The sequence below is a fragment of the Tsuneonella suprasediminis genome (genome assembly GCF_003605755.1).
In the GTDB taxonomy this organism is placed as follows: domain Bacteria; phylum Pseudomonadota; class Alphaproteobacteria; order Sphingomonadales; family Sphingomonadaceae; genus Tsuneonella; species Tsuneonella suprasediminis.
In genome coordinates, this window is record NZ_RAHJ01000018.1 from 157,526 (window position 1) to 170,249 (window position 12,724).

Consider the following 12,724-nt stretch of genomic DNA (forward strand, 5'->3'; position numbering starts at 1 on the left):
TCGCGAGGAGAGACGCTCATCACAGGGCGAAGTTCTAAAAGAGGCCTAGTCGTGCTCGGAAAGTAGTGTGAAAGCGAAACCAGAATTCTGCAGCACACTGGCCGAAGGATGCGAGCTCTCGCCATCAAATAGCTTGCCAATCGGCTTATTTTTCTGGCTCGCATCGTTGCCCACGCTTCTGGAAGGAGCGATTAGTTGGGCCGCTTGGCTGGGTTTAAGTGGATATTTTAGATTCTGGAAGCCTGTGCGGAACAACTGCTGAAGCTGGGTTTGCTGCTGGAGCGCCTCTATTTCGGATCGACTATTGGTGGCGACATCACCGAGGTCGATACCCAAGATCGCATCGGCAAAATCGTCTTCCTGCGTCTGGTCGAAGGCGATGCGTGCGGTCTTCGTGCGCTGATCGATATGCATCACACCTGTCAGATCGGATTTGCTACCGATCTTGATTACTACGAGGTCGCCATTTTTTGTCGGATAGGCGCATTGCACGGTTATGTTGAAAGTACGAGGAGGCAGGGCCATCATTCCCACGCGTCCGATGTGATCGAGATATTGTTGCCGCAGATTGAGGGCGCTAACGTCCCTTAAAGTTTCCGCAATCTTTGCAGACCCGTCCGACGCCAAGTGATTTTTCGCGCGTTGGAGCGTAATTGTAGCTGGAAATCCGAAGTCCCATCTGATCTGATAGCGCTTCTTCCCGCGTGTGATGATTGGCGTCGTCTTGTCTTCGCCAAAAAGTGGCTCCGTCATAGCGAGCGGTTCTAGGGTACCTCCGATAAGCAGTGCTGCGTGGAGGTTTTTGCCACGCAGCAGATCACATTCCGGCGAGGCAACGAAAAACACCCTGTTTGGGTCGCCTTTGAAAATGCTGGCCTTGCTGACCGATCCCTGGAGCCGGGACATGAGAATGTCACCAAATGTGAGTGGCCAGACCGAGCCATTGTCTCGCTTGCGCCGCTCGGGATTAGCGAAGACCGTCCGCTCGATGAGGCGGAAACTGTCCTTTCCCTTAGCGATCGTCAAAGGAGCCGGCTTGTCGCTTATTTTGTCTAGCGCCTCGGCTCCGGACAGGATTTCCTTGTCGGCTTCGATTTCATATTGAAGGACGCGGTCGAGAACGCTGACCATATAGCTTGATGGCAGCAGTCCTTCGGCTGATAAAAGCAGCGATTTGATATGATGCAGGTCGTCGATATCGATTCTTCGCAATTCTCGTCCCGCACGTTCGACCGCGTCAGATGCGCCGGTCTTCCACTTATTAGTGAATTCCGCCAGCAAGAGACTATCTTCACGGTGCGTCGCCAAGGTTGCGATGATGCGCCGCATTCGAGCGCCCTTCTTGATTACCTTTTTCTGGATGCTGCGGAAACCGGATGCGTGGAGCTCGACCTCGTCGCGAAGCCCGGGTGCCTCTTCTGTGAGGCTGATCTGCGACATCAGAACAACTGCGGGGGGGGCGTCACGGCCGTCGATCACTTTTTTCAGGCCGGCTACAGTCGTTTGCCTGTCTTCGTCCGACTGGGCGGCACCAAGAAAAAGGTCGATGATGATGAGGTCGACCTGCTCGGCAGCTTTGACAAAGTCGCGTCCTGCTTTGGTGAACGCAATCCCGAGATCGGTCAGTATTTCTTCGATCTCACCGAGAGCTTTGATGTCTCGCAGGCTCTTCGCGACATAGTCGGCGAACAGGTCGCGAACCAGATCGTCAAGAACTCCACGGTGTTCCCACAGCGCTTGAATGAAGGCGTCATCACCGCGAAGATCGGCTCTCTCATCGGGGTCAAAGCCCGGGAAAACGGCTTCCAAGCGCTCGAGCGCGTCGCCAATGGCGTCGTCGAAAAAGATATCCCAGTCTACATCTGCAAGCTCGCTCGCGCGCGGTACTAGGTCATAGCCATCATCGACAATGAGCGCGGACTTTATGCCCGCCGCGGCGATGATTTCCTTGTCCGTCATTCATCGCTCCCGATGACGCGATAATCGAACGTGGTGTATCGTCCCTCGCGGTTTACAATTTCGGTGTCGATGACAAGCGCGCCGCCATTGTGCTCCGCTGCCTCGCGGGCAATGAACAGCCCGAGTCCGCGCCGTCGGCTCTTGTCCTTCAGCGAGAAAAACAGGTCGAAAACCCGCTCGGCGTATTCGGGCGATATACCGGGCCCATTATCGGTTACCCGTACCCGCGGTGGATTGTCCTCCACCGCTATCGTGAGCAGCGGCTTGAAGCCCAGTTTGCGTTCGCGCTCAATATCCATCCAGTAGACAGAATTGGAAACGAGGTTTTCAATAACCTGTGCGACCATGCCTTTGACGGCTTTCAGCGCAACCGGACGATCGGGGAAATGCGTTTCAAGTTTGACATGGTGTCGGTCGAACTGCGCTTCGTGGGCACTGAGGAGGTCGCGGACAAGCTCGTCAAGTTCGAACGCCTCCTTGCGTTGTCGGCCACTCACGCTGAGCGGGTCGAGAATACGAAGCCGCTTGCTTATCGCTTTCATCGACGCGCGCAGACTTTCCAACCTGCTTCGTACCTCTTCCGGTACGTTTTTACGCTGAAGCTTGTTTAGCGTGTCGAGCGCATCCTCGGCGGATCGAGCCAATTCGTGGGCAACGACCTCGACCATCAGACCTACGCCGGCCATCGCGACCATCTGATCGGTATCCTGCTCGAGCTCGAGAATCCGTTCCCGCGCTTCTGCGGCATACCGGGAAAATTCTTCACGCATCTCTTCAAACTCGGCGACGATCTCTCGCTGGTCTTCATCGGCCGATCTGGCGAGCGCGCGAATTGCTTTCTTCATCCGCTGTTCGAGGGCTTTCGTACGGGTCGGGTCCGTCGGCACTCTCGGCTTGTTCTTCTTGAAAGCGTTTTCGACGCGCTTCATTTCGTCGCGTAGCCTGTCGACAGCGAGCTGTATCGCCTCTTTGAGAACCGCTTCTTCTGGGGTGTGCCGCAAACCCTCTCGGTTGGTTTGGTCGATTAGATGCGGATTGCTGAAGCGGCCAATATCTACCTGTCCGACAAACTGAATCCGATTGAGCGCATAGCCCTTGGCGCGCAGAGCTGTGCGATCGAGTTCGAGCCAGTCATCATCTTCGGTACCATAGGGATAGACCCTGAACCCGTCGCGATAGAGCCGCACTCCCATCCATTGGTCGAGCAATTTGCGCAAAGCCTGGTAATCGCCTGTACTCCGGCCCTTTCGCAGCGTTGCGCGATTGAACCAATAGAGTTCGAAATTGAAAGGTCCCACGTCAGTCAGTGCGGCTGCGTTTACATCACGCTTGTTTTCCCGGCTGCGTTTTTGACGCAGGCCGACCAGTGCGGCGAGCAAATCGTCGAATTTCAATGTCTCGATCTGGTGCTCGACGGGATGCTCGAACCCAAGATTGACGAGCTCCATTCGCAGCGTGAGTTCGGGAGAGCCGTCCCGGATCTTATACTCACCCTTGAGGGTCGCGTGGGCATGAGAAAGGAAATTTTTGTCAAGCCGGGCAAAATTGATGCGCTCGCCGTTCCAGAATATGGCAATGCGGTGGCGTTTGGGCTTTCCAATCGGGTTGGCAAGCAACGAAAAATCATCAACGGCAAGCCGTTCAACACGGTTGCGATCCCAATTGGCCTTTAGCCTGCGGACGCGAATGTCAGTCCCGCTGGAGTCCGGTTGCGGCTTCTCTCCGCCCACGCGCGGTTCGATCGTGACATCCTCGATCATCTTTTGCGGATCTTCGAAGTCGGTCCAATCGATGTCCAAGATGTTGAAGGTCTCGTCTTCTTCACGGGCGGTTCGAACTGTCAGCCGGTCGCCAAGACGCATTGCGGAGAGCCGGCCTATGCCTTTCTCGCCCAAATACGGAGCTTCGCTGACACCGTCTTCAAACGCAGTGTCGACTTCTTCTTTGCGCGATTTGGTTCCGAGAACCAGAAACACGGTTTCGAGCTGTTCCAAGGACATGCCCGACCCGGTGTCAGAAACCGTTACCTGGTTGAGCGCATCAATCTCTTCTAGCGCAGCATCGTATTCGTCGAGATCGTCGATATCCTCGAGAAATTCGATCGCCCTATCGTAAAGCTTGCCTGCATCGCTGAAGAGGCGGGCACGGGTTTCATCGAGCAGTTCGGCAAGCGCTTCCTCGAAATCGAACTCATCTTCCGCATGATTGCCATTGTCGGGCATATTTCGCAGGCGGTTCACGGTATGGCGCAACTCGAGATAGTCCCTGCGGGCGAGGACAACCTTGAATTTGATCGTGACGCCGTCCTTCGTCCCTGCGTCAACACCGTTCTTGATAAGCTCATAGAATGCGATCGCGTCGGAGCTGATGAGCTCTGAGCCGAGCTCAAGAACGGTGCGGGCCGAAACCTTAAACATCACGGGCACATAGAACGGAAATGGTAAAATGACAGTATTCTAATTTTGGCATCTCAAGCATGCCCCCGGAACCAAGGAAAGTTGATTTGTCGACATCATAGACTGCAAACTTGAGCCTCGATATTTGTAGGCTTCGTCATTTGTGACAGACGAGACAGCCGCTGTCCTCGTCCGCAAGCATCTGTTCCACCGTCCTATCGGTGATCCGTGCTCTCAGCGAATTTGGCATTCTGCGAGCGAGCGCCTGTGCCTTGCGCTCTTCATGATTGCGCTCGATCTCGGCAACCCGCTCCGGCCGCGCCAGTTCTTCGAGACTTTCGTTCTGGGTCCAGGTGAACGGTGAACCGTGCTCGATGGCTGATTTCTCGTAACGCTTGGCTTCCTCGAAGGCGTCTGGGTGCTCGCGCATCAGCCGCACCCATTCGATCTTCTGCTGGTAAAAGCAGAATGTGCAACCGCTGCGAGAGCGCCAGCGATAGTAATCCGGTAGGCCAAGCCCGGAGTTTTCCAGCAGGCCGATGACCGAAGCCTTGTCGAGGCCGGCCTCCCTCAATGGGAAATGGACGTGCATGTTGGGGTGGGTTGCGATCATTCCCGAGCGGCTCGGCTCGTCGGCCCGGATCGCGACATAGGAATGCACCTCCACGCCTGCGTCGAGATGCGGTTTGAGCCACTTCTGGAACGGCTGAATCTTGAGCTGCCGCGTGCACCAGCGGGTACGCGGGGAAGGCAGGAAGTGGCCGTATTCGGCTAGCCAAAAATCGAAATCCCGACCAGGGTTGAGCATTTCAATGGTCTTGCCAAGGAAGCCCTCAAGGCGGCCGAGATAATCGTAGACCTCGGGTAGCTCCTTGCCGGTGTCAGTGAAGAAATACCGCACATCGATGTCCGGACGGTGATCGCGCATCCAGACCGCGAGGGCAGCGCTGTCTCGTCCGCCGGACAGACCCAGAACATGCATCGCCTCGCCGGTCACGCTTCCTTCTCCGCGCTGATGGGCACAGTGACATCGCGCTCACCGTCGTCCTCGATATGACGCTGTGCGAGCTCCGCTATCACGGCGAGCACCATATCGGGCTCGAGCCGGGCGGCGTCGAGAGTCTTGCCGATCTCGTCGAGGAGTGGCTCGAGGCGCTTCTGCGCCTCGGTTGCAATCTGTGCCCTGCGCACGACGCTTCGCTCGGTCGACCCGACACCTGCCATTACCATGACCGCGGTCTGGGTCGGTTGCTGGTCACTGTCGCCGAACAGTTCCACGCGGCGAAACCTGTAGGCATATTCCGAAAGCTGCATCGCCGCGCGGCTTGGCTCGAGATCGTGCCACGTCGTCACCGGGTTGCCCATCACGAGACCGCAAATGTCCGCCATGTTTTGCGTCGACCCGTCGAACTTGGCCAACCTGGTGATGAAGCCCCGGAGCTTGAGGTCGTCTCCGCCATGCCCCGCTATTCGCTTGGCTCGTTCCACCAACTCGGAGAGATTTCCTGCATCGCGGTGTTTCAGGCCCTCCAGCATCCGGGTTTTCAGATCCTCGATCATGTCTGGGTAAGCGTGATCAAGTTCGCTCAGGACCGTGCGCAGCGCAGGTGCGGTGCCTTCGCCCGAAGCCTCGAGCGCTTCGGGGATGTCGACGAAGAGGAGCTGGTAGGGATCGTCCGCATCTAGCAACAAGCGACGCACATCGATTGCTTGCTTGGAGAGCGTGGCTTGCGCCTTACGCGACCAGTTGGGAAGGCTGTACGCAAACTGCACGAGCGCCTGTGCTATATCGAGCGGCTCCTCCGACGGCGCCTCTTCGACGAATTCGCTCGCGACGGCTGCAAACTCCTTCAGCGCGACCGCATTCGCGGCATCGGTCGGAACCGATCTCAGCGCAATATGGTCGGGGTCCTGCAGCAGAAGATCCATGACCAGATCGGATATGGCCGGCTGGAAGGCCTCTTTCGCATAGATCGCAGTGCTGTGACGGCGCGAGAAAAGATAGGTCACGAGCAATAGGGGCATCACGCCTTGCTGCACGCCGTAAGGCGGCTCGCCCCAAGCCCGGTAGATGTCGGCAACACCAACCTGCTCGCCGGCTTCGAGCAGGCCATCGGTTAGCGACCAGAGAGGGGCGAACGTGCTGGTTTCGCTGGGCGGAACGAAGTCCCACCGCTCGCCTTGCCGGACATAGAGACCCGCGCGTTCCAGAACGGTAACCGCTAGGCCCTTTTCGGCCGGATAGCCCGTGATCCCGAAGTTCTGCTCGCCGCGGCCTACTACGATAGCATGCAGCAGGGCTCGCAGCGCCGCATTGGAATTGCTCGACGGCCGCCGACGATTGATGAGTTCGGAATGCACGATCGGAGCCTGCCGGAAAGTCCGCCGGGCGATATCGCTCGCTGCCTGCGACAGGCCGTAGGAAAGCGAGTGCAAATCGAGCGGTTTACCCGTGTCGAACCAGTGCGCGCGCTCGAAACCGTCTCTCAAGAGACCTTCCAGCTGCGCGGACAAATGGGCAATGCGGGCATCGATCTCGCGCCTGGCGGCTGCATCTCCGGCCAGTTCGGGGCTTTCGTTGCGCACGTCGCGCGCGGCTTCGAGCTCGATCGCTGTTTTGCGAATGTCCGCACTGTTCGATGCAAGACCGACAATTACGGGCAGACCGTGCCGATGCTCCGTGCGCGAGACTTCGATCAGGCTCGCCTCCGCTTGGTCGGGATCGACGTCGATCCCAGGCAGAAGCAGCAGGAACTTGCCAGCAGCCCCGGCGCTAACCCGAACGTCTTTCGGACCAAGCCCTTGCGGCGCCAGTTCGCCGATTTGTGCGTCGAACCAGCGCGGCGTGCCATATTCGGCGTAATGCCGCTTGGCCAGAATCGGCTGCAGCGAGGCGAGATCGTTCAGCGACGCTATCTCGAGCCGCCCGCGTTCGGCGATGCGGGCCTCGATTTCGCCCTCGATGTCGAAATCGCTGCCGGCATAGATTGCATAGGCGCCCAGATGACGACGGTAGACAAGCGCCGAAATCTTGACGAGACCGGCAAGCTGATCTTCGACGTCGGCATCGGAATGACCGAGGCTTGCCGCGATTGTCCGGGGCGAGGCTGCCAGTCCCGATCCATTGCTGAACAGATCGATGACCGCTACGGTCTTCGCGATCTGCAAGCGCAGGTGGGTGCCGTCGCGGCCCGCCCTCGCTATCGCTTCTGCGGCCTGTGCCCAGCGATGGCCGTCGGGCGAAGCCATGATCGCGGGCTCCAGATTGACCTGCAGATAATCCCAAAGTTCTGCCGGTCTGAAGGTTTTTCCCGAAGCGAGGGTCGTGCGCTGGAGGAATTCGGCGAAGCCGTTGGGTTCGGCCGAGGCAAGAAAACCGAACAGGCTGCGTTCGTTCTGGCTGAAGCGCCGCCGGGTGATCGGTCCAAGCAGCGCTGCCGCCGCAGGGTTGAGAGGCCAGCAATCGTCGAGCCTCTCCGCAAGATCCTTGGGCACACCTGGTCGCCGTTCGGCAATCTCGCTGGCAACAATAGCGGCAATCGGATGCGACTGAGGGTGCGAACGCTCTGTCGTGACGGCACGCCCGACCAATTCGATCACCTCGTCGACCGCCGTAATGATCGGGACATCCGCAAAGCGGCCCTGAACCTTGCGCCATTCGTCCTGGACGCTCTGGCCAAGACGATCCGCATAGCGCTCGAAAGCCTGGTGCAGTACGCCCACGACGATAAGCCTTCCCTCGCTGCGATTGGCGGCCTCTGCGAGATCCTGGAAGAAATGGATGTCGATGGCGTGGTCGGCAGCACCTTCCAGATATTTGCCCAGCTCATCGACAATGACGAGCACTCCGCCCTTGGGACGCGCTTCAACCTCGCGCTGCAGCCGCTCGACGATATCGCGCCCGTCAGCAGCTTCCATCTTGGACCGCTTGGTCCGCGCGTGGCCCGGCTCGCCAGCGATTGCTGATGCGAGCGCTTCGCGCAGGTCGGCCACCGGATCGCCCCGCCGACCGCTCAGCGGCACGCAGAGCCAGTCCTTGGGCGCACGCCCGAAAACGGCGGTTACTTCGGGCACATCGCCAAGGAGTTGTTTCGCTTCTTTGAAGGCAGGTCCGCGCCCGAGCGAGTAGGAGGCAAGCGCGAGCGCGAGGCTCGACTTGCCGCCGCCATAAGGGCCCGTCCATGTGAACGCGCCCTGGCCGTTTGTCGCGAGGCGGAGCGTGGTGGTCAACGCATCGCGCGCCGATCCTTGCAGTACATAACCGGAGAGGGGATCGGCCTGGCCAAAATCGGCGTCGATTCTGACCGATCGCTGGTAGCGCGGCGCGACCGAAACATGGTCTGCGAGGTAGGCCTGGGTCATGCCGCGAGCGCCTTGGTGTGCGGATAGGCGCTGGCGATAAAGGAGGCCGGATCGGGCAAGCTTTCTCCCCGCCTTGCAATCGCGCGCACGCCTGCGCTGTCGGTCCACAGAAAGGCGCCCTTGGCGACCCTTTCGATATCGACAAGCCGGTCGATCAGCGCATCCTCGTCTAGCTTGAAGATCCGCCCCGGCGATCCGGGCTCGTATACCAGCGTATCGATGGCGAGCGTTGCTTGCTCGGGTGCACGCCTTGCCCAGAAATCTGCAAGCGCAAAAAGGAAGATACCGTTGGGCAAGCCGGGCTTGGGCCCATGGCGGAAAGCGAACGATCGCGATGACACTTCGCGCATAAGGCCAAGTTCGCCAAGTACGGTTTCCACCTGATCGTCAACCGCGCCCGCGCCGACCTTGGCGACATAGGATCTGACAAAGCATTCCACGTCGCGCTTGATCGTTGTGGAGGAGGCCCGCGACCGGTCGAGTTGGGCACACAGCAGCCGGATCGGCTCGGCAATGCCGTCGCGGTCGAACCCGTGTGCATTCAGATGGTTGAACGCATAATACCATGTCGTCGCGCGCTCGAAATTGCTGGCGATCTGCCAATGGAGCAGCCATGTGGTCGCGAGGCTTTCCATGAATGGATCGAGACCTGTATCGCGGTCGAAGATGAGCTTGCCGAAGGACGTTGCCTTCAAGGCGCCGACACCCCGCTCCGGGTCTTCTTCAATGATTCGGCAAGTGAGCGCCCAATGCTTGATTGCCGCAACCATATTCTTGCCGACTCCGAACCGGATGATCCCTTCGTCCTTGTCGAAGGTATTTGGGGCCGGAGCCTCCGCATCCTCGCAGACCGCATCGTAAGCCTTGCGTAGCCACAGCCGCCTCAGCGGAAAGGTTTCATGTCCCGCGAAGCGCGTCTTCACGCCGGTTTGTCCAAGAGGGCCTCTGAGCATGATTTGTTCCTACTGGGGATTTCCCCCAGTTGGCAACCTCGATGCGGGCCCTGCTTGGAAATTTACGCTTCAGGCCGCTGCTCGGTAGGCTTTCTCGTGCGCGGCCAAGAGCGCACTGACGGCACGGTCGATATCGGCCTCGGAAGTGGTTCGGCCAATCCCGATGCGAACGGACGACGAAGCCTCGTCAAAGGAAAGCCCTTGCGCCAACAGGACGTAAGACGGCTCGATGCTGCCTGAGTTGCAGGCTGAGCCTGTCGATGCCGATAGTTCGCCGCGGGCATGCAAGAGGATGTCTTCCGCATTCACTCCCTCGGCCCTGAGGCTCGTGCAACCCGGGATGCGCTCGGCATGCGGATTGATAGTGAAAGGACATCCCTTCCTGGTGACCCGATCTTCTAAAAGTCTTTGTAATGATTGAATATGTGTGCGTGCCGACTGGCCGTGGCGCTCGTAAAGCCGCGCCGCCGCTGCAAGCCCGGCGCAAAGCGGAACCGGCACTGTACCGCTGCGTCCGAGAGGCTGCTGTCCACCGCCATCAAGCTGCGGAACGAGCCGTAACCGCGCGGCGCGCGACACGACAAGGCCGCCGATGCCTTTTGGACCGTAGAACTTGTGACCGGAGAAACTCAGCAGATCGGCACCGGTATGGTTGAAGTCGACATCGATCTTTCCGACGGTCTGCGCCGCGTCTGTGTGAAACAGGACACCTTGGCGATGACAGATTTCGGCAATCTCGCGCACGGGTTGAATGACGCCGGTTTCGTTGTTGGCGTGCATGACCGATACGAGCGCCGTGTCGGGCCTCAGGGCCTGCGCGATGGCTTCTGCGCGAACGCGGCCATCTGCCCCCGGTTTGACTTCGGTGACCTCGATCCCGGTTTTCACGAGCGAACGGGCGGCCTCCAGCACGCATTTGTGCTCGATCGATGACACCACCAGATGGTTTCCGCGTCGTTCGGCTGAGCTCATAACACCTTTGATGGCGAGGTTGTTCGCCTCGGTTGCTCCGCTGGTGAAGAGGATTTCGTCCTCCCCGGCTCCGAGCAGCGCCGCGAGCGCTTCGCGCGATCGTTCGACAATTTTCGAGGCCTGCAGGCCATGCGCATGATCCGAATGCGGATTGCCCCAGTCATGGCTCATCGCGTCCGTCATCGCATCGATGACCGAGGGATCGACCGGAGTTGAGGCCATGAAATCGAGATAGGCGGGGCCGGGTCTGCGCAAGGAACAACCTTCATTGAAATCGGTGCACCGATAAGACCAAACCTGGCCTGGCAAAGCAACCACGATCGCGCGGTGTTCGAGCCTGAATGGCGACGCCCTCCCGATTTGGCCTTGCCTTTTATTTCTTATTCTTCGCCTTTCTACGCCGATTGCAGATCACTGTTGCCCGAGGGCAAAGTAATGTCTTTTTGATCTGCCTCGCGAACGCAGCCGATGGTCGGTTGCCGCATCCGAGGCAGTCCATGAGCGTCATCCCCCTTCGATCCGAAGTCTCATCGCGCGGCGCGCGCATGCTGCGCACTGCGCTTGGCGGCGACATCGCCCGCTGGCTCGACGAGCCCGATGTCATCGAAGTCATGCTCAACCCCGACGGGCGTCTCTGGGTGGACCGGTTGGGCGAGGGTCTCGCGGCGAGCGAATGTCTGATGAGCGCAGCCGATGGCGAGCGGATCATCCGGCTGGTCGCCCATCATGTCGGCGCCGAGGTGCATGCAAGCGTACCGCGTGTGTCCGCCGAACTGCCGGAAGGCGGCGAGCGCTTCGAAGGTCTGCTGCCACCGGTGGTTGCCGCCCCGAGCTTCGCCATCCGCAAACCAGCCAGCGCGGTGTTCTCGCTGGCCGACTACGTGACGACCGGGATCATGAGCAAATGGCAGGCCGAAGCGCTTGCCGGTGCGGTCGCTGCGAGAAAGAACATTCTGGTCGTCGGCGGCACCTCGACCGGCAAGACGACGCTCACCAATGCGTTGCTCGCCGAGGTCGCAGCCACGTCCGACCGTGTCGTCCTCATCGAGGATACGCTGGAGCTGCAATGTGCAGCGCCCAATCTGGTATCGCTGCGAACCAAGGACGGCGTTGCGACTTTGTCCGATCTTGTCCGGTCGGCGCTGCGCCTGCGGCCCGATCGCATTCCCATCGGAGAGGTGCGCGGTGCCGAGGCGCTCGATCTGCTGAAAGCCTGGGGCACCGGTCATCCAGGCGGGGTCGGCACGCTTCACGCCGGCTCGGCGCTTGGCACACTGCGGCGGCTCGAACAGCTTATCCAGGAAAGCGTGGTCACCGTGCCGCGCGCGCTGATCGCCGAGACCATCGATATTATCGCCGTGCTTGTGCGCGACGGCACCGGGCGGCGCCTTGCCGAACTCGCCGAGGTGCGCGGACTCGATGCCGCGGGCGAATACGTCCTCGCACCCCTTCCATCCACAACAGGAGACCATTCGTGACCCATATCTTTTCGCGGGCGCGACCGCGCCTGTCCGCTTTGATCGTTGGGAGCGTCATTGCGCTGGCATTTGCGGCGCCCGCCCAGGCCGCCGGCTCGTCGATGCCGTGGGAAGCGCCGCTCCAGGCGATCCTCGAATCAATCCAGGGCCCGGTCGCCAAGATTGTCGCGGTGATCATCATCATCGCCACCGGGCTGGCGCTCGCTTTCGGGGATACATCGGGAGGCTTCAGGCGCCTGATCCAGATCGTCTTCGGGCTTTCGATCGCCTTTGCCGCGTCCTCCTTCTTCCTTTCGTTCTTCTCCTTCGGCGGCGGAGCGCTGGTCTGATGGACAGCGGTCAATCTCCTCTGCCGAACGGCTTTGCTGTTCCAGTTCACCGGGCGCTGACCGAGCATATCCTGCTCGGCGGTGCGCCGCGCGGGCTCGCTATCGCCAATGCGACGTTGGCGGGGGCGATCGGACTGGGTCTGCAGCTGTGGATCGCAGGCGCCGCGTTTTTCGCGCTCGGCCACATGGTCGCGGTCTGGGCCGCCCGGCACGATCCGCAATTCGTCGATGTCGCGCGGCGGCATCTGCGGTTCCCCGCACATCTGCAGGTCTGA

9 protein-coding genes are annotated in these 12,724 nt (G+C 59.8%); 3 read left to right on the forward strand and 6 right to left on the reverse strand.

The features are described from left to right. Positions 1-45 precede the first annotated feature (45 nt). The 6 genes from D6858_RS06785 to D6858_RS06810 form a co-directional block, all read right to left on the reverse strand. Entirely contained in the window at positions 46-1,959 is a 1,914-nt protein-coding gene (locus D6858_RS06785; protein WP_060703637.1) for a hypothetical protein, read from the reverse strand. Then, entirely contained in the window at positions 1,956-4,376 is a 2,421-nt protein-coding gene (locus D6858_RS06790) for a sensor histidine kinase (protein ID WP_120108498.1), read from the reverse strand. The genes D6858_RS06785 and D6858_RS06790 overlap by 4 nt, the downstream gene beginning before the upstream one ends. A 136-nt stretch (positions 4,377-4,512) precedes the next feature. Beyond that, complete coding sequence (locus D6858_RS06795) at positions 4,513-5,352, reverse strand: phosphoadenosine phosphosulfate reductase domain-containing protein (RefSeq protein ID WP_010240132.1); 840 nt, start codon at positions 5,350-5,352, stop codon at positions 4,513-4,515. Further along, positions 5,349-8,201 carry an ATP-binding protein gene (locus D6858_RS06800; RefSeq protein WP_165859653.1) on the reverse strand — a complete coding sequence of 951 codons (2,853 nt, stop codon included), beginning with the start codon at positions 8,199-8,201 and terminating at the stop codon, positions 5,349-5,351. The genes D6858_RS06795 and D6858_RS06800 overlap by 4 nt, the downstream gene beginning before the upstream one ends. Positions 8,202-8,713: 512 nt before the next feature. Beyond that, entirely contained in the window at positions 8,714-9,670 is a 957-nt protein-coding gene (locus tag D6858_RS06805) for a DUF4007 family protein (RefSeq protein ID WP_082380674.1), read from the reverse strand. A gap of 69 nt (positions 9,671-9,739) precedes the next feature. Continuing rightward, the gene (locus D6858_RS06810; RefSeq protein WP_120108503.1) at positions 9,740-10,864 is read right to left on the reverse strand and encodes a cysteine desulfurase family protein; all 1,125 of its coding nucleotides are present in this window, start codon (positions 10,862-10,864) and stop codon (positions 9,740-9,742) included. A 275-nt stretch (positions 10,865-11,139) separates the two neighbouring features. On the opposite strand from D6858_RS06810, the gene trbB reads away from it, so the two are divergent. The 3 genes from trbB to D6858_RS06825 are packed head-to-tail and all read left to right on the forward strand — an operon-like array spanning position 11,140 to position 12,724. Continuing rightward, complete coding sequence (trbB, locus tag D6858_RS06815) at positions 11,140-12,120, forward strand: P-type conjugative transfer ATPase TrbB (protein WP_120108505.1); 981 nt, start codon at positions 11,140-11,142, stop codon at positions 12,118-12,120. A gap of 5 nt (positions 12,121-12,125) precedes the next feature. After that, entirely contained in the window at positions 12,126-12,449 is a 324-nt protein-coding gene (locus D6858_RS06820) for a TrbC/VirB2 family type IV secretion system protein (RefSeq protein ID WP_369813978.1), read from the forward strand. Next, positions 12,449-12,724 (forward strand): VirB3 family type IV secretion system protein, encoded by a 276-nt coding sequence (locus D6858_RS06825; RefSeq protein WP_010240658.1) that lies wholly within the window; start codon positions 12,449-12,451, stop codon positions 12,722-12,724. The genes D6858_RS06820 and D6858_RS06825 overlap by 1 nt, the downstream gene beginning before the upstream one ends.